Origin of the sequence: Nonomuraea sp. NPDC050547 (assembly GCF_044457345.1) — a bacterium.
Taxonomy (GTDB): Bacteria; Actinomycetota; Actinomycetes; order Streptosporangiales; family Streptosporangiaceae; genus Nonomuraea.
This window is the reverse complement of the sequence record NZ_JBITGW010000002.1, coordinates 97,864-120,199: the sequence shown is the minus strand read 5'-3', so window position 1 is coordinate 120,199 and position 22,336 is coordinate 97,864. Positions and strand designations below refer to the sequence as shown.

The following is a 22,336-nucleotide window of genomic DNA, read 5'->3' as shown; positions in this document are numbered from 1 at the left end:
CCGCTACAGAACAATGCTCCGGGGTCGCCTAGGGAAGCGGTGCCTCCCACGCCAGCCGCCACGTGAGCTGCCCCACGATCCCGTCGTCGGCGATGCCCTGGTTGCGCTGGAACCTGCGGCACACGTCACGTGAGGCGGGCCCGTACGCGCCGTCGGCGTCGATCTCCCAGCCGCGCTTCTTCATCTGCGTCTGCCAGGTCCGCACGTCCTGCCCGGACATGACCGGCGGGTACTTCAGCAGCCGCCCGGGAAAGGGCGGCGCGGACGGCGGATCGGGGTCCGGCGGGCTCGCACCGGGACGCGGCGCGCCCTTGCGCACCCACGCGTAGAGCGCCTCACCCGGGCAGTCGGTGGCGAAGCCGTCGCGGTGCCCCTTGATCTCCCGCCCGGCGGCGCCCTTGGCCCGCAGGTGCTCGACGGCGTCGATGATGCCGTGCAGCATCGTGTCGGGCGGCTGCACCAGCCCGGCGTTGCCGACGAGCCCTAGCACTGCGTAGTGACCGGCGTTGAGCCCGGCCCCGTTGGCGGCGGGCAGATGGTGCGGCCCCCGCCCCTCGAACACCTTCCGATGCGGACAGACGGCATACGTGTTGCCGGTGAAGTAGACACTGCCGCGCCGACGAGCCAGCCAGCTCTGGTTGTCGGTTCTCGGGCACCATATCTCGCCGTCATAGAACTCCCGCCGGACCTCGAAGGTGCCGGTGGCCCGTTTCGCCGCGCTCATCGGCGCGAGGTATCCCTGCCGCCGGATGGTGACCTTCCACATGTCGGTCTTGCAACTCGAGTCCGGCGGGCGCCGGTGAAGGGACGCGCCCTTCCCGGCCAGCACCACCGCGAACATGAAGGCCTCTGCCATCGCGCGGTCCTTGTGCGCGAGCTGGCCCTCGCCCGCGTTGTCCGCGGCCAGGGAGGTCTCGATGAACAGGCCAAGCTGGGCCTTGGTGAGCGTCAGCAGGAAGTCGTGCGACGGGACACGGCCCGGTGCGGTCTCCAGCAGCCGCCGTCCGGCGTCGGCGGACAGATGGAACTCCACCAGATGCCGGTTACTCGCCTCTCGCCAGCGGGGCACCCCGTCCGTACCGCGCCCCACGCGTGGGAAGGAGTCCACCGGCGGGCCGAAGACCTCGGTCAGTGCTCCGCGGATTCTGGCGACATTGGCGGCGTTGGCCGCCGACTGGTAGATCGCCACGCCGGTGGGCTTACCACCGCCGCGCAGCGACATGATGTGACCTTCGGTCCAGAACCAGGCCACCAGTTCGACGAAGGCGTCCGACCACTTGGCCTCGACCGGCAGGTCGGCGCACGGGGCCGCCAAAGGGATGCGGTCCCAGTAGCCGAGCGTCTCCGAGGTCGCCCAGAGCCGTTCGTACTCGACGACGGTGCGCTTGGCCTTGCCGGTGGCCAGCCACTGACCGTCGGGCCCCTTCTGGCGCGTCGTGCCGGTGCGGCGGCGATAGCGCTCGACCGGCCAGCGGTGCTGGGGTGTGGTGAGGGAGGAGTGTGAGTAGCCCTCCATCCGGATCATCTCCCGGCGCGCGGCGGGAAAGACGCAGACTTCGAGCACGGGCTGCCACTGCGAGAGCCCCGACTCGTGATTGAGCGTGAGCGCGAGGTCGCCCTGCCGCAGTTCTCGATAAGACTTCCACCCTTTCTGCGTGAGGATCTCCGTTTCCTCGTCGACGCAGTAGCCGATGTCGATCCAGCCGTTGCCGTCCATGTGGTGGTTCTGGATGGATTGGACAAGAGCGACGCATTTGGCGTGGTCACGCGTGAGACCGGGGTCGACACGGCCTCCTGTGTAGTGGACCTTCACGCCGCGTGTGGCGTCGAGCTGCGTGTAGTCGCCGCGCGGCGGCCGAGCATTCCATGCGCGCCGAAGAATGAGGTCGATGGCCACGGTCTGCTCCCGGGGGATCACGTTGAGGTGACAACTGAGCGTAACGCGGGAGACGCGGGCCGGTCCGGGAGTTGCCCTTATTCGTCTGGGCCGCCTGGGGTCGTCCGGAGCCCGCTAGGGCCGGATCACCCGCCTCTCCGTGACGATCGCCGTGACGAGGTCGTGGGGTGTCACGTCGAACGCCGGGTTCACCGCCTCCGTGCCCTTGGGCGCCAGCCGTACACCTCGGATGGCCGTGACCTCCTCCGGGCCTCGGTCCTCGATGGCGATCTGCTCGCCCGACGGGGTGCCCTCGTCGATGGTGGACTCGGGGGCCACGACGATGAAGGGGACTCCGGCCCGCTCGGCGCCGAGCGCCAGCGCGTACGAGCCGATCTTGTTGGCGACGTCGCCGTTGGCGGCGATGCGGTCGGCGCCGATGAGCACCGCGTCGATGCCACCCCTGGCCAGCAGGTACGGTCCGGCCGAGTCGGTCACCAGCCGGTGCGGCGCGCCCATGCGGGCCAGCTCCCAGGTGGTGAGGCGGGCGCCCTGCAGCAGGGGCCGGGTCTCCAGCGCCAGGACCTCGCCGAGCCGGCCCCGCTCGTGCAGGGTCTGGACGACTCCCAGCGCGGTGCCCCGTTCCACGGCGGCCAGGCCGCCGGTGTTGCAGACGGTCATGACCCGCAGCCGGTCGCCTTCGAGCAGGTCGGCGCCGCGCGCGCCCATGGCGTGGCAGGCGGCGATGTCCTCGTCCCTGATGCGCAGGGCGGCCTTCAGCGCCTTCTCCGGCGGGAGCGCGGCGACCTGGTCGACGGCCCAGGCCAGGTTGACGGCGGTGGGGCGAGCGGCGCGCAGCCGGGCGATCTGGGCGGCGTCGCCCGCCGCCAGGACGACGCCGAGGGCGCCGGCCACGCCGAGCGCGGGCGCGCCGCGCACCGACAGCCGCCGGATGGCCCCGATCAGGGTGTCGACGTCGGTGATCCGCAGGGTGATGAGCTCGTCGGGCAGCTTCGTCTGGTCGACGAGCTCGATGGCGCCGTCCACCCAGTCAATGGTCCTCACAGGGTCATTGTGGGGCCTCAGCGCTCCGACAGGACGATGACCGAGTCATGCGGGCCGAACGACACGCGCCGGGACCGGTCCGGGTTGAGGACGATCCCGTAGTGCGGGGGCTTGTTGCGCGCGTACGCCGTCCGGTAGCCGATGGCGGTCTCCCCGCGCCGGCGGGCCGCCTCGACCACGGTGGAGAAGCCGACCTCGACCCCGGTCCTGACGTAGGCGGAGGCGGGGCGCGGGTAGATCTCCGAGCCGTGGGAGTCGAAGAGGTAGCCGAAGACGTCGGCCAGGTGCTGGTTCTCGGCGAGCTGGGCCAGCAGCAGGCCGATGACGGTGTCGCTGATGACGATGTCGTCGGCCTCGGTGACCTCGGCCAGCGAGCGGTTGCTCTCGTCGTGCATCTCGCTGACGATCGAGTAGTGCTCGCCCAGCTTGGTCTGCATGTCGCGCAGCTGCAGCAGCGTCATGAGCGTGCGGGTGTCGGCGTGGTCCGGTTTGAAACGGTCGTCGGACAGCACGATGACGTGCTGGAACAGGCCGAGGCCGAGCGCTTCGAGGGCGAAGCGGTCGGTCGTGTCGCAGTCCTTGAGGTTCACGGTGAGGTTGCGCAGGCCGGTGAGGTCGGCCCCGGCCTTCGGGTGGTCGGCGGCGACCTCCAGCACGGAGCCGGGGGCGACGTAGCCGTCGAGGTAGCGCACGATCTGCTCGGCGCGGCCGTTCCAGTTGAGCAGCAGGGTGCGCTCCGCGGCGTGCTTGGCACGTTCCGAGACGGCCACGGCGGTCTCGTCGATCTTCGGGGCGCCGGCGGCCGGCCAGATCGAGGAGTCGTCGTGGGCGATGACGATGACCTCGTCCTTGGGACCGATCTCGGTGTCCATGGGCGGGTTCAGCGCGACGCCGGCGCTCGTGCGCAGGCCGATGACGGTGGCGGAGTGGTAGCCGTGCAGCGCCTCGCCGTACGTCTTGCCCTCCAGCAGTTCGGCGGGGCGCAGGTAGATCTCGCCGCCGTCGAAGTTGAGCAGGTCCATGCAGACGACCGACATGCCCGACTGGCGTGAGGACTGGACGATGAGCCGGGAGGCGGTGTCGTCGGAGTCGACCAGGTGCACGAGCGGGCCGCCGGCCAGGCGGGCGGCGGCCATGTTGCGGCCGGAGGTGAGCGCGGCCACGACCGGCGGATGGATGCCGGAGCGCTTGGCGAGCGCGAGGAGGATCTTGATGACGTGCGCGTCGGGGTCCTCGCCCTCCGGGGAGAGCACGACGACCGAGCGGGCGGCGGCCAGGTTCATGAGGCTGAGGTCGCGGGGCTCGGTGGGGCGTCCCGTGCGGCAGACGATGCGGGTTCTGCCGAGGTCGCCGGCGCGCTCGCGGATCTCCTCCTCCATGGCGAGTTTGTCGCCTTCGGCGAGGACCGCGATGACCGAGCCGCGCTGGCTGGCGTGCGCCTTGGCCAGTTCGCCCACGATCGTGAACACCTGGTCCGACCAGCCCAGCACCACGGTGTGCCCGGACTCGGCGATGCGGGAGCGGCCCCGGCGCAGCCGGTCGACGCGCTGCTTGAGCCCGTTGGACAGCAGGCCGACGAGCATGCTGACGATGAAGATGCCGCCGAGCGAGCCGGCGAACATCACCGTCATGTACCAGACGCTGCCCTTGTCGCTGGCGACCTTGCTGGGGGTCAGGGCGTGCATGAGCGAGATCCAGAGCACGTGGCCCGGTCCGCCGACGCCTTCCGGCTCCTCGGGCGCCAGCCAGAGCGTGAGCCCGGTGACCACGAGGATGAGCGCGACCGAGACGACGGCGAGCCAGCCGATCAGCGACGGGGTGCCTTTGGACATGGTGTTGTCGAACCAGTACCGAGCACGCTCGCGGAACGTCACCCTGGACACCCCGATACCTCCACATAGAGGGAAATTTTGACCAACGACACAAGGTACCGGGCGAACTGCCGAAACGCATGCCGACCGGTAACGTATCGGCCATGGTGACCCCCCTGACACCAGGCGATCCGGAGGCTTTGGGCGATTACGTCCTCGACGCCCGACTCGGCGAGGGTGGCCAGGGGATCGTGTACCTCGCCCGCACCCGCTCCGGCGCCCAGGTCGCCGTGAAACTCCTCAGCGCCGGGGACCCGGTCACCCGCGCCCGCCTGGCCCGCGAACTCCAGGCGATGGAGGGCATCGCCTCCTTCTGCACCGCCCGGGTGCTCGACGTCTCGGTGTCGGGCTCGCGGCCGTACGTGGTGAGCGAGTTCGTGGACGGGCCCTCCCTCGCCGACCGCGTGCGCTCGCTCGGCCCGCTGCGCGACGGCGACCTCGAGCGCCTGGTCGTCGGTACGGCCACCGCCCTGACCGCCATCCACGCGGCCGGCATCGTGCACCGCGACTTCAAGCCCGCCAACGTGCTGCTGGGGCCGGACGGGCCGCGGGTGGTCGACTTCGGCATCGCCCGCGCCGAGGGGGCGGCCACGATGACCTCCGGCCTGATCGGGACCCCCGCGTACCTGTCGCCCGAGCAGATCCACGGCACGCCCGCCTCGCCCGCCTCCGACGTGTTCGCCTGGGGGGCGACGATGGTGTTCGCGGCGACCGGGATCAGCCCGTTCGGCGCGGAGACGGTGCCCGCGGCGATGCAGCGCGTCCTGTTCGCCGAGCCCGACCTGTCCCTTCTTCCCGAACGGCTGCGCGGCCCGGTCGCCGCCGCCCTCTCCAAGGACCCGGCGGGCCGCCCGAGGGCCAGGGACCTGATGGTCGCCCTGGTGGATCCGAAGGCCGCCCCGGCCTTTCCCCTTCACCACGCCCCCGCTCCGGGCGGTCCTGGTTCGGGGGGCCGGGGGTCTGATGTTTCCGGCGTGCCGTACACGGGAGCCGTTTCCGGAACGCGGGGCGCGGCCCACCTGACGGGCCCGCAGTCACCGGCGCTGACCACGCAGAGCTCGCCCCGCGACCGCGGGCGCGGCGTGCTCGTGGGCGGGATCGCCGCCGTGGTCGCGCTGGCCGCGGGCGGTGCCGCCGTCTTCCTGCTGAACCAGGGCCCGGACGGCCTGTGGTCGGCACGTTCCAGCACTCCCCCGCCGTCCTCCACAGCCGCGGTCTCGTCGCCGGCCACCCCGCGGCCGTCGGAGGAGGAGCCCGCGAGCGAGCCGCCCATCCCGGTCAAGTCCGGAAATATCAAGATTCCCAAGGCTTTCGCGGGCTCCTGGGCCGGTCACACCCAGTCGACCAACTTCCTGGACACCGACGGCTCCATCAACACGGTCACGCTCAAGGCCGGCGCGGCCACGGCGTCCTGGACCGAGAAGGACTCGCAGTCCGAATGCGCCGCGACCATCCCGCTGACCAAGGTCGAGGGCAGCGCGCTGACCTTCACCCTGGGGCCCTCCGCGGGCGGGTGCATTCCCGGCACGATCTGGCTCACGCTCAAGGGCGACGTCCTGGCCTACAAGTGGCGCGACGTGCCGGGCAACGACATGGTCACCCAGACCGGCGACCTACGGCGGCGCTGATCACACCAGGCGCCCCTCGCGGGCGACGACCCGGCCGGACTTGACGACCAGGGACCGGGCCGGGCGTACGCAGACCGCCTCGGCCGGGGTTCGGGCGTTCACCGCCACGAAGTCGCCCGGATCCCCCACCGCGAACCCGGCGCGCCGGCCGGTGACGCGGGCGCCGCCCAGGGTGGCGGCCTCCAGGGCGATCTCGATCTCCTCGTCGCGGACGAACCGGCTGCGCTGGGCCAGGAACAGTGCCCGCTCCAGCATGTCGCCGTTGCCGTAAGGGCTCCACAGGTCGCGTACCCCGTCATTGCCCGCGCCGACCGCGACCCCCGCCTCGCGCAGGGCCGTGAGGGGCAGCGGCGGCGCGCTCGCGGGTGCGACGGTGGCGAGCGAGACGCCCGCCTCGGCCAGCCGGGCGATCACGCGGGCCTGGACGTCGGCGGGCACCTCGCCCAGCGCGTAGCCGTGGGAGATGGTGACCTTGCCGCGCATGCCGAGCGCCAGGGTGCGCTCGATGATCAGGTCGTACTGCCACACGCCCAGCGGGCCGCCGTCGTGCAGGTGGATGTCGACTCCGGCGCCGTGCTTCTCGGCCAGGCCGAAGATCACGTCGAGGTGCTCGACGGGGGCGTTCTCCAGCCCCGCGGGGTCGATGCCGCCGACGAGCCCGACCCCGGCGGCGAGTGCCTGGTCCATGAGGTCGGCGGTGCCGGGGGCGGTGAGCAGGCCGGCCTGCGGGAACGCGACCAGGTCCACGGTGATGCGGCCTTCGAGGCGGGCCACGGCCTCGCGCACCGCCTCGACCCCGGCCAGGCCCATGGCGGTGTCGACGTCCACGTGCGAACGGGCGTGGGTGGTGCCGGAGACGACCATCTGCTGCAGGAGCGCGGTGATGTAGTCGGCGCTGGGCAGGCCGAGCGCAGGGCGGGCCTCGACGCCGTTGCGGATCTTGCCCATGAGGCCGGGACCGGCGTCGTGCGGAACCCAGGGGCCGCCCCACATGGTCTTGTCGACGTGCGCGTGCGCGTCCACGAACCCGGGCAGCAGCAGCCGGCCGCCGAGCCCCTCCACGGGCACGCCGCCGGCGGCCAGGTCCGTGCCGACGGCGGCGACGGCGCCGTCGCGGATGAGCAGGTCGGTGAGCGCGTCGGAGCCCCAGATCCGGGCATCGCGCAGGAGCAGGTCGGTCATCCCCCGAAGATAGTGGTATACCGTTATTTCACGCAAAATCCTTCGACACCGGATGGCGCTGACCTGGATCATTGAGCCCATGTCATCCGGCCTGCCCATGAACCTGTGGCTCGACGACGCCGATTCGGCCATCGACGTCATCGACGCTCTCGCCCTGTCCCCGTTCGCCACCGGCACCCAGCCGTGGTCACGGCAGGCCGAGCTGGAGCGCGTACGCCCCGACGCCGCCCTGCAGCCCGCCACCGGCAAGGTGGTGCGCACCGCGAAGGTCGAGGAGGGCACCGAGTCACGCCTGGTCACCGGTGAAGGCTGGACGCTGCGCGTCGTACGCCATCGCAACCGCACCGCCACCGTCTCCGTCACCGCCGTCAGCGAGGACCTGGCCCGCTCGGTGCTGCGGGAGTGCACCGACGGCGCCGAGGAGCCCGAGCCGACCGACGACCACAGCCGCATGGGCTTCTGGTGGCGCGGCCCGCACGGCGGCCACCGCTCCGAGAAGCCCATCACCACGCAGGCCTGGTCGGAGATCTCCGGCAACTACTCCGGCGCCGCCCGTACCTCCATAGACGCCCTGATGGCCGTCACCCCCGCGGAGGTGACGGGCCGCCTGGTCCTGCTCCACGGCCCGCCCGGCACCGGCAAGACGACGCTCCTGCGCACCCTCGCCGGCCAGTGGCGCGATTGGTGCCAGGTCGACTGCGTCCTGGACCCGGAGCATCTGTTCGCCGAGCCCGGCTACCTCATGGAGGTCGCCGTCGGCTACGACCAGGAGGACGACGAGGGCAGCTCCCGCTGGCGCCTGCTGGTGCTGGAGGACTGCGACGAGCTCATCCGCTCCGGCGCCAAGGAGATGACGGGCCAGGGCCTGTCCCGCCTGCTCAACCTGACCGACGGTCTCCTGGGACAGGGCCGCGACGTGCTGGTCGCGATCACCACGAACGAGGACCTCGCGCGTTTGCACCCCGCGGTGGTACGGCCCGGCCGCTGCCTGGCCCAGATCGAGGTCGGCGCCCTGTCACACGCGGAGGCGACCTCATGGCTGGGCACCCAGGACGGCATAGGCCCGGAGGGCGCCACCCTGGCCGAACTGTACGCCAAGCGCAACGGCACCGCCCTGGCCCCGGCAGCCACCGCCGAACCCACCGGCCTCTACCTCTGAGAGCGCAGGGTCGCGGCCGCCCCGGACCTCGCCCGTTGACCGAGGCCGGATCCCATCCCAGCGCTCCGCTGGTCGCGCTGCCCAGATCAGCGCTCGTCGTCGATCGAGCGACATCAAGTGCCGCTTGGTTGGCGGTGCGGTGGGATGTCAGGGCAAGCCGGTACGGTCACCGGCCCCTTGTTCCGCACCCGCCGGCCGGCTCCGGCCATCCGGGCCGATCTCAGGCGGACGGCGCAACCTGGGGCGTCTCGGGAGAGCGAAAGGCGGCCCACGCGTCAGAGACCATGGTTTCCAGGTCCCCCCGCTCCGCCTTCCAGGCCAGCTCGCGCCGGATCTTCTCCGAAGAGGCCACAAGGACCGCGGGGTCGCCCGGACGCCGGTTGCCAACGAGCGCGGGAATGGGGTGACCTGTCACCTCCCGCGCGACGTTCAGCACCTTCATGACGGAGGACCCGGCGCCGTTGCCCAGGTTGTAGATCTTGTGCGTGGCCGGCGAGCAGTTCTCCAGCGCCAGCAGGTGCGCCCTGGCCAGATCGGCGACGTGGATGTAGTCGCGCACGCAGGTACCGTCTGGCGTGGGGAAGTCGGCGCCGAAGACGCGGACCGACTCGGACTCACCGGCCGCGACCTTCAGGATGTTCGGGATGAGATGGGTCTCCGGAGCGTGCCGCTCACCGTACACACGGCCGTCCCGGGCCGTGTAGGCGCCGGCCACGTTGAAGTAGCGCAGGCTGACCGCGCCCAGACCGTGGAGTTCCGCATGGGCGCCGAGCAAGTGGTCGACGGCGAGTTTGGACGCGCCGTAGGGATTGATCGGCCGGGTCGGGTGGTCTTCCTGGATGGGCAGGCGTTCCGCCTCGCCGTACGTGGCCGCGGTCGAGGAGAACACGATCTTGCGGACCCCCCGGACACGCATGGCCTCAAGAAGTTTGGCAGTGCCCACGAAGTTGTGTGCCCAGTATCGTCCCGGCTGCCGGACCGACTCCCCCACCAGGGACTTCGCCGCGAAGTGCAGGACGGCGTCCATGCCGTCGAGCGGCGGATGCTCAATCGAACCGCGGATGAACCTGGCACCGTATGGCACGGCGTCTTCGTGGCCCGTGGACAGATCATCGAAGACCGTCACCTCGTTTCCCCCTTCCAGCAACTGTGCCGCGACCACGCTGCCGATGTAGCCCGCGCCTCCCGTGACCAGGACCCTCATGGTGTCTCTCTCTCGATCAGTGACCGACGCTCTGATAGTGGCGGACCTGGCGCCCCCAGAAGAGACACGCCAGGGCGAACAGAACCACGCCTAGCAAAGGGCTGGCGTAGGCGATGACGGGCTCCACATTCAGCGTCGCGGTCTTGTCCAGGACGACGCTGGCAGGAATGTAGGCAACGAAGGCGGCAGGTAGGACGAACGTCAGTACCCATTGCACAGGCGCCCCGAAGATCTGCATCGGGTACGAGCCGAATCGGCTGAACACGTCGTCGATGAAGATCCGCAGCGTGAACGTGTGGAACATGCGCAGCGTCAGCGACGCCAGCGCGAGGAAGAAGGACGCCTCGACCAGCGCACCGCCGACGATGGAGGCCAGGCAGAACACGATCAGACCCGGTCCCCAGGAAACGCCGGCTTGCTGACCAGCGATGATCAGCAAAGTCAGCCCCACCAGGAGGTCACCCACCTGCCCCAGCCCGATGTCCTTGGCCAGCAACTGAACCAGGGGGTTGAGTGGCCGGAGCAGAAATCGATCGAACTCCCCGTCCCTGACGATCCACTCGATCCCGATCAGGCCACTCAGCGGAATCAGCCAGAGTGCGTGGGCGGTGAGACGCAGGCCATAGAGGAAGGCGATCTCCGCGAGACTCCAGGAGCCGAGCGTAGGAAAGGAGGTCATCACCACCCAGATGAAGGCGAAGCCACTGCCCTGGTAGACAGCGCCGGCGATGATGCCGATCAGGGTGTTGAACCGATATTGGACGGCGCTGCGCATCGAAGCCCTGAGCAGCAGCAGGTACAGGCCAACGGTCCGCCAGGGCTCAGCCGCCATTGATCACTACCCGCCGGTGCGCACGCGTCCAGACCAGCCAGAGCACTCCGGCCAGCAGCACGATCCAGACGGCCTCCACCACGAGCGCCTGCGAGACCTCAGTGACGCTGCCGACATAGATGGCAGCGGGCACATAGCCCATGAACTTGAACGGCAACAGGTCCGCCAGGTCTCCCAGAGCACCCGGAAAGAAGCTCAGCGGCACCATGGTTCCCGCGAAGAACTGGCTCATGAGCCGGTAGAGCAAGAAGAGTCCGTTCGTCTCCAGGGTCCAGAAACCGACGAGGCAGATCAGCAGCGCCATCATCACCCCGATGACGTAGCCCAGGACCAGCGTTCCCAGGTACGCAGGGAGATTGACCGGCTGGGAAATGGACCCGATCAACAGCATCAGCGGCACGACCGGTACAAGCAGGAGCAGCATGCCGAACGTGTTGCCCACCTGCAGGACGGCCATGTGCACCAGGTACGCGGTGGGGCGGGCCAGGTCGAAGAAGACGACGCCCTGGCGGATGCGGCGGTGAATGATCTGGCCGATGGTCATGTTCATGGCGAAGGCCTGAAGGTTGGCGAGAGTGAGATAGACGAGAAGCTCCTGCAACGTCAGCCCGCCGGCCTGCTGCCGCGCGCCGTAGAGTCCGGTCCAGATCATGCGCAGGAGGAGGACCTGGGCGACCAGCACGATGGAGGTCATGAAGGCATCGCTTCGGTAGGTGAATGCCAGTCGAAGGCCGACCCGGGCCACCCCGGAGAGCTGGCGGATCAATAGATCTCCTTGATCACGTCTTCGAGAGTGGGCTCCTCGATGGTGAGGTCGCTAATGGCGTGTTCGGCGGAGATCCGAGCGACGAGTTCAGGGAGCGAACCGCCGATCGCCAGCACATACCGGCCGTTCACGTCCCGGCGCACTCCATGAAGCTCTCCCGGACCTCCAACCAGTTGGACGACCAGCCGACGAGGCGGTGCGTACATCCGCACCAACTTGTCGAGCCCGCCGTCGTAGAGCACCTTGCCGCAGTTGATGAGAATGATCCGCCGGCAAAGGGCGGCGACGTCGGAGAGGTCGTGCGTCGTCAGAATCACTGTCGTACGGCCAGTCTCGTTGATCTCTTTGATGAATCCGCGTATCGCCTCCTTGGCGAACACGTCCAGACCGACAGTGGGCTCATCCAGGTACAGCAGTGGCGGCTCGTAGAGCATCGCGGCTGTGAGGTCACCACGCATCCGCTGGCCCAGGCTGAGCTGCCGCACCGGTGTGTCGAGAAAGTCGTCCAGCGCCAGCAGGTCACGCATGCGCCGCATGGCACGCTCGAACCGCGAAGAGGGCACGTCGTAGAGTGCGCCCACCGCGCGCAGCGAATCGATCAGTGGGAGATCCCACCACAGCTGGGTACGCTGCCCGAAAACCACACCGATCGAGCGCGCGTTGGCCTTTCTCTCCTTCCACGGCACGCGCCCTGCCACCTGCACCGTGCCGCCGGTGGGCACGAGAATCCCGGTCAGCATTTTGATCGTGGTGGACTTCCCGGCGCCGTTCGGGCCGATGTAGCCGACGACTTCGCCCTCGCCGACCTCGAAGCTGACGCCGTCCACGGCGACCTTCTCCACGTACTGCCGGGTAGTCAAGGCGCGCAGGGATCCGAAGGGCCCGGAAAAGGCCCGGGGCCGGCGGAAGACCTTTCTCAGGTCGACAACTTTGATCATGTCGGCCTCCGATACACACCGGTGGGGTCAAGGGAGCGGAGAAGTGAAAGTTCCTCGACGGTGACCGGTGGCTCGACCAGGAGATCCGTGGCCAGAGTGGCGTTCCAGCCGGTCCTGTCTTTCACGAACTCCGCGGGGCGGATGCCGTCGACGCAGGTCGTCAGCTCGAAGCGGCCGCTCGTCTCGGATCGGGCGAAGCTTCCGTACTCAGAGACAACACTGTTGACGTTCTCGCCCGAGGCGGTCACGAAGGACACACCGCGCGGGTAGCGTCGTTGGGACGCCGGCACTACGGCTACGACGTCCACATGCGACGCTATGTCGTTGGCCCCACCGGACCCGATCAGGAAGCCACCGTCCGCCGCCCTGCTGGAATTGAGCCTGCCGAGTTCGTCGACCTGCCCGGCGGACAACACCCCGAGCGTGCGACCGGCGCCGCCCGCGATCAGTCCGCCTAGGACCTCGTGCGTCCCGGCGAGCTGACGGCATTCCCGGACGTGATGCTGGGAGAAGAGATGGACGTCACCGCTGGTCGGCAGAAAGTCAATTAGCCCGAGCTCAGCGACCACCTGAATCTCGGCTCCCTGCGAACGCAGGAGGCGGGCGGCGAGCCAGGCCGAAAGGTGGGCAGCGCCGATGCCGGCCAGGAGCACGCCGTAGTCTCGCGTTCGCGACCTCCGGACCACGGCCCTGGCCGCAAGGATGACGTGAAGTTCTCTGCGTGAGATGGGTTCGGCACGATCGGCGTCCGGCGTGCCGGGCAGGTGCGAGGACAGAAGCTGGAGCGAGTCCAGCCGTCGGCTTCCCAGCTGGTCGAGATACTCCGTGTGGGAGGCGGTGGCCCACGTGGCCAGCCAGTCCTTCGCATCACTTGAAGCCCTGCATGCGCGCCCGGTTTCCTCCTGGAACGCGTAGTCGTCCAGGTAGCCTTTCACCCCGGCCGATGGCAGTGCCGATAGGCCCTGCGGATGCGCGCCATAGGGCGTGTGGCAGATGCCGAGGACCCGGGAGGCGGGAATCGAACAGGCGACTCCGTCTTTGGGCGGTGTCGCCACCACTGCCTCCACGGTGGCGATGACACCTTGGCGAGCCGCCATGGCGCCCCACCACCCCTCCCCCACTGGACCGGCGAGATAGAGGTTGCCCTTCGTGTCAGCGCAATGGGCGTGCATCATCGTGACGTCGGGCCGCAGAGCCGGTATGACTCCGGTGTCGGTGATTGAGGCGTTGGTAGGCAGGTCGGACCCGCGCAGCGAAGTCGTGCTTGTGTACGGCGCGCCGGTGGCACCCGCGATCAGCCTCTGCAACAACGACAGGATGCTCCATTCCTCAGCCAGGAATGGGTCACCAACCTGTATTCTCCGATAAAGCGGGTTTGGGCGGGGCGAGGGCACGGTGTCCCCCGCAAAGCAGATGATCGCCCGCTCCACGAGTCCCGCGATCGTGAGCGCGTGCAGCGAAGCGTGCAGGGCGTTCGAGCTGACGACGAACCGTGCCCTGTCTCGGAACACCTTGGAGAACACGAGAGCCAGCACATTGGGCCGTGACATCGTCGAGGCGAAGTGCACATGCGCACCTGGCTCGACCAGCCTCTCGCACATCTCATCGATGCGCGCGAAGAACTTACCGTCAGGTGTCATGATCGACGGCTCCGAGCACGATCGCGGAATTCTGGCTGCCGACGGCAAACGCCATGGACATGGCGACGGCCAGCGGCGCCCGCCGTGCGCCTTCGGTTACGTGATCACCGGCGCACTCCGGATCGGGTTTGACGCAGTTGATCGTAGGAACAAGACACTGGTACTTCAACATGAGCGCGACCGCGGCACAGTTGAGGATTCCCGCGGCACCCAGCAAATGACCGTAGACAGGTTTGATCGACCCCAACGGCGGACGCCGCGACTGCTCGCCGAAGACGATCCGTGCCGCGCGTCCCTCCGCCAGGTCGTTGTATCTGGTGGCCGTGCCGTGACCGCAGACATAGTCCACGTGGCCGGGCGAGCAACCCGCATGGCGCAGGGCTCGCATCATGGTCTCCGCCGCACCCTGGCCGGTGATGTCCATGCGCATCCCATGCTGCCCCTCACTCATGGCTGCGCCGCCCATCAGCCGCGCATAGACATTCGCCTGCCTGCGACGGGCATGGTCGGAACGTTCGAGCACGAGGACCACGGCACCCTCCCCCAGCACGAAGCCATCGCGATTACTGTCGTACGGCTTGACCGCTTCGACGGGAGACGCCTTCTCCCGGGACAGAACCCGCAGCCGCTGAGACCCATAAATCTGCATGACCTCCTTGACCAGGGGAAATTCATGGCCGACGACATACATCACGTCGGCTTCGCCTGATCTGATGGCATTCATCGCCAGGGAGATGACCTGATGGCCGCCCACACAGGCGTTGCTGATCGTGCTCACGAGCCCGGCGGCGCCGATTCTTATGGCGCCGAGACTGGCCGGGCAGCCCGCGAGCGAGGCGAAGATCGAGTCGCTAACGGGAATCCCTTCGGCGAAGCCCGTCACCGTCTGATCCCTCGACCACCACATCGCGGGCCCCCGGGAGCTTGAGGCGAGCACGCCCACCCGAGCGGGATCAAGCGGTGTTGCGTCAAGGCCCGCGTCTCGTCTCGCATGGTCCAGCGCGGCGAGTACCAGCATGATCTCCCTGCTGTACCACTTGGCATGTGCGGGAGAAAGGTCAGGTAAGTAGTCGCGATAGTCAAAGTGTTCGATGTAAGCGCCGACATGCACGTCGATCTCGGGCAGTGGATGCACCAGCGGGCGCACCTGGGACCGCCCGCCGACGAGATGCGCCCAGAGGTCATGCGTGGAGTCGGCGCCTGGCAGCATGACCCCGATCCCCGATACGAGAACGGCTGGACCGTCGCTTCCCATCTCCGGCTCTCCTTCCTGGGAAAGGACTCATTCGCGTACGAGTGCTAGCTCGCCCAGGTCCGCGAAACTCTCCTGAGCGTCCGCCAGCGTCGACTCCGACGCTCTGGGCCACAAACCGCCTCGCGCCAGCCGGGCCAGGGCCTCCCGCCGGACCTGCGGGCTCGCCAGCGCTGGATCTGCGAGCCGGCCCATGAGATACGCGGTGATCCAATAGGCCCACGAAAGCTCCTCATCGAGGAGCAGAGGATGCGATGGGGCGGGAAGACGGCTCAGGTCTTCTCCGAAGAGAAGGCGAAGCCCGGCCGCGGGCAGGCCTTGTTCCGCGAGCCACTGCCCGTGGTGAACCCGCGCGTACATGTCCGGACGCGCTTGCCGTACCAAGCAATACGCCACGCCTTTGTGCAGGTGGGGGATAGTCTCTGGCAAGCGCCCGATCGCAGCGTCCGACCGCGCGGTCGACGGCGGGTCGGACAGGAAACAGGCCGAGCGGCGCGATCCCTGCGAACCGTTCCCCACGAGGCTCTGCCGGCCCGCGTGCTCCACCAGATTGGGCACGGAAAGAGCGGTCGGAACGCCAGCGACCGTGAAAAAGCGGCACAGGGCGGCATCGTCGGGCAGGTCCAGGTCATGAATCTGGGTCTCGCAGTAGCCGGCGAACTCCCGAGCGACCGTCACGGGCATGACGAGCCCCACCGATGGCGTCCACCCTTCGTCCAGCGCCGGCATGATGGCTGCGCCGGTGACCGCCCCGAGCGTGACAAGTGATCCGTTCCAGCTGTTCCACGTGGTGTTCAGCGCCAGAGCACCGTGATCCCAGGCGCGTAGGGCCCGATGCAGCCGCCGCTCGAAGTCCTCGCAGAGCAGGGCGTCGTCCTGGACCACGAGATGATGCGTGGCCGAGGGGTCGGCAGCGCTCCAGGCCTTCACGGCTGTCCGCAGAGAACCGCTCGGGCCGTGCGGCTGGGGATCTTGGACGAGCTGGAACTCGGGCCGGGGAACGGCTCGCGCGATGGCGATCGCGGCGTCGAGCCGCTTGGGATGAGTCATGACCGCCGCGCTCAGGCGGTAGGGGCCGCGCGTCACCTGGGAGATCCAGGTTTCGGGCGTGCCGTGCGCACCCACGTGGGCTGCGTGGCTACCACGCGAAGGTCCTCGTCGGACAGCTCGTCCGCGGCGACGAAGCGACCGTCCCCCTCTAGCAACCGGCTTATGGTGGAGAGTGCGGCGGTTGACGACCGTGACCAGGCATGACACACGACCACGCATGGACCATCGGTTTGGCGAACCCCCGAGACGACAGCTCCGGCCACGTCGTCGGGCGAGGCCGCGGCATCCCAGTCGCGCGGATCGATGTTCCAATGGACGTTTCGATATCCGTGGCGAGCCAGCTCCGCGAGAATGCGCGGATCATCCGCGCCCAGGCCGTACGGCAATCTGAACCATGGCAGAGGATCGCATCCTGTGACACGGGTGACCGTCTCGCGGCCACGAATCAAATCCTTCGCGATCCCGCTGTCGGAAAGATAGACGTAAGGAGCGTGCCACTGGGAGTGCAAGCCGACGACGTGACCGTCGTGCGCGACCGCCTTGGCGAGTGCGGGGTAGGCCCGCGCCCAGGCTCCCTGGATAAAGAACGTCGCCTTGAGGCTCAGTTTATGCAGGTCACGCAGAATGGAAGCGACGGCTGCCGGGTCTCCGTCCGGCTGGTCGGGATGCTCGACATCAAAAGTCAGGACTATTCGCTTCACGAGGGCTCCCGTGCGCTGGACGTCAACTACTCGGCGGCATCGCGGACGCGCTTCCTCTCGGCGCGGGCCGCTGCGATCTCCGGCTCCGCGAACAGACCCGATCTGGTCCGGAATGCTTCTTGCCCACCCCGGCCGAACACGTCGAGGATGAACTGCTCACGATGCTGGCAAAGCGCGACCAGGTCCTCGTGCGCCGCGAAACCACGGTGATGATCTGGGACGTCCAGCGTCATCTTCTGACGTGGCGTCCAGTGAACCAGAACTAATACCCCGCCAGGCTTGAGACTGCGCACTGTGCGCTCGACGAACTCGTTGTACAGAGCCACTTCCAGGTAGTAGAGCATCTCGGCCACAAGAATGAGGTCGAATTGCCCATCCGGCCACTGCTGCGGCAGAAGCAGACGTTGGAAATCCACACTACCGAGCTCTTCCGTCGTGGCGTGAACCCGGTATCGCTCCTGTGATCTGGCCAGCCCCGGTGCAGAGAAATCGGCGGCTAGGACGCGGTCGCACCTCCTGGCCAACTCGATCGTGTGGAAGCCGGGCGCGCAACCGGCTTCGAACGCCGTCTCATATCGACGGTCTGGCAGACAGGCAAAAGTTACTTTCCGTTTCCGCTCCTCGTACCACCGCTGCTCGAAAAGGAAAGGATCGGACTCCGCCGAGTAACGCTGATCGAAGTACTCCATGTCGGTTGTCATAAGACGCGATCCTTCTGCTGCAGGCCGCTCAGGAAAAGCGGGCCGAAATGCCTTGGTACACATTCCACTGCGCAGATGTAAACGGTTGCCCGGCCGTCCTGTTGCCCTCCGCGCCCTTTCCTCTGCTAGAACGGCGACCGTGATTCGCATAGTGACCTGGGATGACGCAATCTATGCTGATGCGATCTTGTGACATAGAGCCGATGCAACCGGTGCCCCGATCATGATCATGACTGTGTGAAGGACACAAGATCGGGAGCGGCTGCCGGCCTCAGCGAAGAAGCGCCCGGCGTCTCACCGGGACCCCCAGGTCCCGCCACCCGCCGGCCTCGAGCCGCGGGCACGCGCAGACCCAGCACGTCCCCGGCCATCGCCGCGATCAAGCACCTGTTCGACGCCGCCGACGCGCCCAGCCCGTCGTGAGGACACCGCCCGCCGGACAGCCTGGCATCGCCGCCACTGGTACATGCCCGGTGGTCCCCACCGGTGGGCCCGCCTGGGCCACCACGTACACCGGCTCGGCTGACAAATGGCGGCTTCCGTACTAGGCGCGCCGGCCGCGCGGTGAGTATCGGCGCCCGGACGGAATCCCGTGCGGTGTGCGTCTTCCGGTACGGCGGCGCGTAAGGCTTCAAGTGATTGCGGAGGCGGCCGCCATGTGGTGCGGGTGCGCATCCAGCCGGTGGCAGCTGAATGGCGGAGGGACAACTTCATCGGGGACGAGGGTCGGAGCATCGGCGAGTGCCGCCTGCGGGGCATCAGGCCCCAACGGAGAGCACTGGGCGGATGAGTGGCTCCAGGACTTACAGGTAAGATCATCTAGACTTTCGGCCCGACCGTTGACAATCGCCATACCGGTTAGCAACCGTGGTGGGAAGTTTTCTTAACAAAGACGCACGACGGGTACCGCCGTGCAGATCGGGGATTGCGAGTGCCACACGGTTCGACTGCTACTTTGAGACACTCTTCCGCGCGAAGAAAACGCCCGCTTAAACCTGAGGCGCTCACCCGGGCGACCTCGCTCTCGCTTCCTTCACGGCTGCCCATCGACGCATGGATGGAGATCGGCCAGCAGCTCTCGAGAATCTCCGACTCCTCTTCCTGGTGGCTCGGCGATTGGCTGGTGTACGGCCAGCAAAAGTATCCAGAGCGATATAAGGCAGCTATCGAAGAGACATCGCTAGATTATCAGACGCTACGCAACTATGCATGGATCGCCAGGAAGTTCCCCGTGTCTCGCCGGCGAGACACGCTGAGCATGCAACATCATGTCGAGGTAGCCGCCCTTTCCGCCAACGAGCAGGACCAATGGCTCAGCCGGGCAGAGGAGATGGGCTGGTCACGCAACGAACTGCGCCGGCAGATGAAAGGTGGCCGGCAGGCACACTGCAACGGTAATTCCATACGACTCGGCAACGCCATTGAAATTCGCGTGACCGAGGAGAGGAAGCAGCTCTGGGAACTGGCCGCCGAAAAGGCCGACTGCGATCTGTCCGATTGGATCATCCAGACTGTGGACGCGGCAGCTACCGTAGCGGACTCCGCCGAAGCAAGTGTGCTGTAGACAGGCGAGCGTGACCGAAAGGACGGTTCGATGTCCCCCTTTCCAGAGCGCGCGGAAGAGGTTTCCACAATCGTGGCGACCGCGTGCGACTTCGGCTACGGGCCCGCGGCGAAGCTGGATTCGATCGCACAATACCTCTCCGGATTTCGGCTGGTCGTCCACGGCACCAGGCTTGGTCAGCACATTTGCGAGTTCGCGTACGACGCGGCTTATGACACCGATACTCCTCTGGAGGACGTCATCCAGAAGGAGCGGCCGTCAGCTGTGCTTTCTGTGCTCGATCCACAGTCGGCGGTGATCGCGGAGAAGTGCGGAGTGCCCGTGGTCTACGTCGACAGCCTTCCGTTCCTGTGGTCCCCCTCGGATGCGGTGCCCTTCCTTGCGACCGCCTACTGCGCGCAGATGTGTCCCAGCATCCCTCACACGGCCTGGCCTGTGCTGCGCAGGATCGAGCACCTGCACTGGGTCGAGGGGATCGTGCCCGAACCGGTCGAGCCCGCGAGCGGCCAAAGGGGTGTGGCGCTCATTTCGGTCGGTGGCGTCGAGTCGCCGGTGACCAGCGCCGCGGAGTCGTTCTACGCGAATCTCGTCCTTCAACCCGCCATCGAGGCCCTGGACGCCGCCGGGTACGAGCGGGTGGTCGTGGCCGGGAACCATGACGCGCTGATGAACGCGGACGTCGATACGCGTGACATGACCATCACCGTCGATCGCCGCCAGCTTCGCCATCGGGAGTTCGTGGGCATAGCGCGCTATGCCCGTATTGTGCTCACCTCGCCCGGGCTCACCACCATCACCGAATGCGTCTCGATGGGTGTCCCGATATGCCTGCTGCCCCCGCAGAACCTCAGCCAGATCTTCAACGCCAGGCACGCTCTTGAGGTGACGAAGGACTTGCCTCATGTCGGTTGGCCGCCTGCCGTCTTCGACGTCCGCGAGGTGGAACGCCTTCGCCTGCTCGGTGAGGAAGCCGCGGTCAAGTACATCGTGGACAGTCTCGCGGCGGCGGGAACCGATACCAGGAGAACGTCTGACGTACGGGCCGCTCTACGGCGGAACCTGGAGCATGCGCTCCTCGGCACCCGGCACAGCGAGCAACCGTCCCGCGTCCCCGCGGCTGGCGCGTCTCAGATCGCGGAAATCCTCAGATCCGTGGTCTCACGGTGATGGACCAGAAGCTGTCCGCCCATTTACATGCCCTCGAGGACGCCGAACGTGAACCACTGAGATGGGAGTCCGGTGTCGGATCTCGGCTGTGCCTTGCGGACGGCTCCCCTCCCCGCTTCGACGCACGCCGCATGCAGCGGCGACTGGAAAGCTACTGGTCGGGATTGGGACACGCCCGGCAACAGCAGATAGAGCGGCTCACCGCGGGGCTGCCGCCGATGTCGCCGGAATGCCGTATGGCGGTGCTGGTCCCGGCCCGCCATGAGGAACGCAATATCGGGCATACGCTCGAACTGCTGCTGAACCAGGTGGACGGCGCCGGCGAACTGCTCAGCTGCCTGGAAATCATCATCCTGAACAACACGCCATCGCACCAGGATTTCGACGATACGAGGGACGTCGTCGCGAAGGTGAGCGCGTCGCATCGTGCGGATGGACGCGTGCACATCCTCGACCTGTGTCTGCCCAGAGGGCTGGGCAACCCGGTCGCGTTGGCCGCCCAAACTCTCGCCGATGTGGCGGTACACCGTGTGCTGAGCCGGGGCCCCGCGCTCCTGCCCTTCGTTCTGGCCTGCATTGACGCTGACCTGGTCTGGATCGATCCGCGACACCTTTGGCATCACCTGGTGTGGCTGGAACGCCATCCCCATCTCGATGCCGCGTGCCCGCGCAACGCTTACACGCCTTGGATCCTCGCGCACAACGACCTCACGCTCTTCTCGGAGTTGTCGTGGCAGCTCGTCGAATTCCACTTCGCGCTGGCGCCCCTGCGCCCCGAGCTGAACGCCCGTTATGACTTCTCATGGAATCGGGTGCGCACCGCGGGCAGCAACACGATGATCACTCTGGAGTCCTACGCCATGATCACCGGATACAGCCATGTCTTCGGACATGATCTCAGCCTGGGTGAGCGGCTGTCCGTGCTGCGCGGCTCGTGGCGGGGTGATCGCTTCGTGCCCCAGACGTGGACGGTGGGCCGGACGGCGCTGCGCGTGCACACCTCCCCCCGGCGATGGCTGATCATGGCGGGCACAGGTATCGGGCCGTACGACGCCCAGGGGGAGGGCTTTTACTCCCCAGAGGCGTTGGCGGCCATCCGGACCCAGGATCCGGATGCGCTACTGCGGCTGGCCGAATCCACGAGCCGGATCAACCGCGACAATCTGCACCGGTTCGAGGCCGTACTCGACGAGCGCCTGAGATTGATGCTCAAGGTGCGGAAAGATCCCGCGTCGGCGCGGAAGCAGTTCGAGACCACCATGTCGTGGCTCGGATTGGAGCCGCACTCCGACTATGTGGTCGGGGAAGGCCAGGTGAAGCTGGCGGGCATCACCCGGCTCGCACGCATACTCGGCACTGTGCGAGCACGCACCCTTTCTGACCCCCGGATGCCTTGTCTCGGCCCCCACGCGCCGGGAAGAAACAGTGAGAGAACATGGCACAGCGCGCGGAGTTCCGCTTCTACGAACACCTAGGGCTGTCCGGTGATGCGTCGATGGGCCCTGATACCCGTTTCGTCGCTGACCTCGGAGCGGACACGGCCGATGTCGTAGGACTACTCATCGGACTGGAGCACGAGTTCGGCCTCATCATGGACGAGTCGCTATTGAGGAATGCGGATACGTCGCGTGGGTGCTGGGCCGTACTCGCACATCTGGAACCGGCGGCACAGTACTGAGAACCGCGATACCCAGCGCAAACCTTGTGGCAATCCGCAGACCGCACATAACGTGTTATTCC

19 protein-coding genes are annotated in these 22,336 nt (G+C 67.5%); 6 read left to right on the top strand and 13 right to left on the bottom strand.

The genetic code is table 11. From position 1 onward, the window contains the following. Positions 1-28: 28 nt before the first annotated feature. The 3 genes from ACIBHY_RS05035 to ACIBHY_RS05025 all read right to left on the bottom strand — a co-directional run bounded on the left by ACIBHY_RS05035 (position 29) and on the right by ACIBHY_RS05025 (position 4,824). Positions 29-1,897 carry a peptidoglycan-binding protein gene (locus tag ACIBHY_RS05035; protein ID WP_397305999.1) on the bottom strand — a complete coding sequence of 623 codons (1,869 nt, stop codon included), beginning with the start codon at positions 1,895-1,897 and terminating at the stop codon, positions 29-31. A gap of 114 nt (positions 1,898-2,011) precedes the next feature. After that, positions 2,012-2,941, bottom strand: coding sequence for an S-methyl-5-thioribose-1-phosphate isomerase (mtnA, locus tag ACIBHY_RS05030; protein ID WP_397255840.1), 930 nt, complete (start codon positions 2,939-2,941; stop codon positions 2,012-2,014). 17 nt (positions 2,942-2,958) lie between these two features. Further along, a complete protein-coding gene (locus tag ACIBHY_RS05025) occupies positions 2,959-4,824 on the bottom strand; it encodes a potassium transporter TrkA (RefSeq protein WP_397305998.1) in 1,866 nt (621 codons plus the stop codon). A 92-nt stretch (positions 4,825-4,916) separates the two neighbouring features. Between ACIBHY_RS05025 and ACIBHY_RS05020 the strand changes: the two genes are divergently transcribed. Continuing rightward, positions 4,917-6,440, top strand: coding sequence for a serine/threonine-protein kinase (locus ACIBHY_RS05020; RefSeq protein ID WP_397255844.1), 1,524 nt, complete (start codon positions 4,917-4,919; stop codon positions 6,438-6,440). Here the strand turns inward: ACIBHY_RS05020 and ACIBHY_RS05015 are convergent, their stop codons facing one another. Then, positions 6,441-7,622 (bottom strand): amidohydrolase, encoded by a 1,182-nt coding sequence (locus ACIBHY_RS05015; RefSeq protein ID WP_397305997.1) that lies wholly within the window; start codon positions 7,620-7,622, stop codon positions 6,441-6,443. Between the two features lie 79 nt (positions 7,623-7,701). On the opposite strand from ACIBHY_RS05015, the gene ACIBHY_RS05010 reads away from it, so the two are divergent. Further along, a complete protein-coding gene (locus ACIBHY_RS05010) occupies positions 7,702-8,781 on the top strand; it encodes a DUF5925 domain-containing protein (protein ID WP_397255848.1) in 1,080 nt (359 codons plus the stop codon). A 220-nt stretch (positions 8,782-9,001) separates the two neighbouring features. Here the strand turns inward: ACIBHY_RS05010 and galE are convergent, their stop codons facing one another. The 9 genes from galE to ACIBHY_RS04965 are packed head-to-tail and all read right to left on the bottom strand — an operon-like array spanning position 9,002 to position 17,853. Continuing rightward, positions 9,002-9,985, bottom strand: coding sequence for a UDP-glucose 4-epimerase GalE (gene galE, locus ACIBHY_RS05005; protein ID WP_397305996.1), 984 nt, complete (start codon positions 9,983-9,985; stop codon positions 9,002-9,004). A 16-nt stretch (positions 9,986-10,001) separates the two neighbouring features. Continuing rightward, complete coding sequence (locus tag ACIBHY_RS05000) at positions 10,002-10,817, bottom strand: ABC transporter permease (protein ID WP_397255852.1); 816 nt, start codon at positions 10,815-10,817, stop codon at positions 10,002-10,004. Beyond that, positions 10,807-11,583 carry an ABC transporter permease gene (locus ACIBHY_RS04995; protein ID WP_397255854.1) on the bottom strand — a complete coding sequence of 259 codons (777 nt, stop codon included), beginning with the start codon at positions 11,581-11,583 and terminating at the stop codon, positions 10,807-10,809. The genes ACIBHY_RS05000 and ACIBHY_RS04995 overlap by 11 nt, the downstream gene beginning before the upstream one ends. Continuing rightward, positions 11,580-12,521 carry an ATP-binding cassette domain-containing protein gene (locus ACIBHY_RS04990; protein ID WP_397255856.1) on the bottom strand — a complete coding sequence of 314 codons (942 nt, stop codon included), beginning with the start codon at positions 12,519-12,521 and terminating at the stop codon, positions 11,580-11,582. The genes ACIBHY_RS04995 and ACIBHY_RS04990 overlap by 4 nt, the downstream gene beginning before the upstream one ends. Continuing rightward, on the bottom strand, positions 12,518-14,161 hold the full coding sequence (locus tag ACIBHY_RS04985) for a CoA-transferase (RefSeq protein ID WP_397305995.1): 1,644 nt from the start codon (positions 14,159-14,161) through the stop codon (positions 12,518-12,520). Before ACIBHY_RS04985 ends, ACIBHY_RS04990 begins: the two co-directional genes overlap by 4 nt. Further along, positions 14,151-15,416: a beta-ketoacyl-[acyl-carrier-protein] synthase family protein gene (locus ACIBHY_RS04980; protein WP_397255860.1), complete on the bottom strand. Its 1,266-nt coding sequence runs from the start codon at positions 15,414-15,416 to the stop codon at positions 14,151-14,153. The genes ACIBHY_RS04985 and ACIBHY_RS04980 overlap by 11 nt, the downstream gene beginning before the upstream one ends. A 27-nt stretch (positions 15,417-15,443) precedes the next feature. Further along, positions 15,444-16,538, bottom strand: a complete 1,095-nt coding sequence (locus ACIBHY_RS04975; protein ID WP_397255862.1) for a hypothetical protein — start codon at positions 16,536-16,538, stop codon at positions 15,444-15,446. Next, the gene (locus ACIBHY_RS04970; RefSeq protein WP_397255864.1) at positions 16,496-17,164 is read right to left on the bottom strand and encodes a polysaccharide deacetylase family protein; all 669 of its coding nucleotides are present in this window, start codon (positions 17,162-17,164) and stop codon (positions 16,496-16,498) included. Before ACIBHY_RS04970 ends, ACIBHY_RS04975 begins: the two co-directional genes overlap by 43 nt. A 26-nt stretch (positions 17,165-17,190) precedes the next feature. Then, positions 17,191-17,853, bottom strand: a complete 663-nt coding sequence (locus tag ACIBHY_RS04965) for a class I SAM-dependent DNA methyltransferase (RefSeq protein WP_397305994.1) — start codon at positions 17,851-17,853, stop codon at positions 17,191-17,193. A gap of 249 nt (positions 17,854-18,102) precedes the next feature. Here ACIBHY_RS04965 and ACIBHY_RS04960 point away from each other — a divergent pair, with 249 nt between their 5' ends. The 4 genes from ACIBHY_RS04960 to ACIBHY_RS04945 all read left to right on the top strand — a co-directional run bounded on the left by ACIBHY_RS04960 (position 18,103) and on the right by ACIBHY_RS04945 (position 22,071). After that, the gene (locus ACIBHY_RS04960; protein ID WP_397305993.1) at positions 18,103-18,288 is read left to right on the top strand and encodes a hypothetical protein; all 186 of its coding nucleotides are present in this window, start codon (positions 18,103-18,105) and stop codon (positions 18,286-18,288) included. A gap of 532 nt (positions 18,289-18,820) precedes the next feature. After that, complete coding sequence (locus tag ACIBHY_RS04955) at positions 18,821-19,429, top strand: LmbU family transcriptional regulator (RefSeq protein WP_397255868.1); 609 nt, start codon at positions 18,821-18,823, stop codon at positions 19,427-19,429. A gap of 30 nt (positions 19,430-19,459) precedes the next feature. Next, entirely contained in the window at positions 19,460-20,596 is a 1,137-nt protein-coding gene (locus ACIBHY_RS04950; protein ID WP_397305992.1) for a hypothetical protein, read from the top strand. Beyond that, the gene (locus ACIBHY_RS04945; protein ID WP_397305991.1) at positions 20,596-22,071 is read left to right on the top strand and encodes a glycosyltransferase family A protein; all 1,476 of its coding nucleotides are present in this window, start codon (positions 20,596-20,598) and stop codon (positions 22,069-22,071) included. The genes ACIBHY_RS04950 and ACIBHY_RS04945 overlap by 1 nt, the downstream gene beginning before the upstream one ends. Positions 22,072-22,336 lie beyond the last annotated feature (265 nt).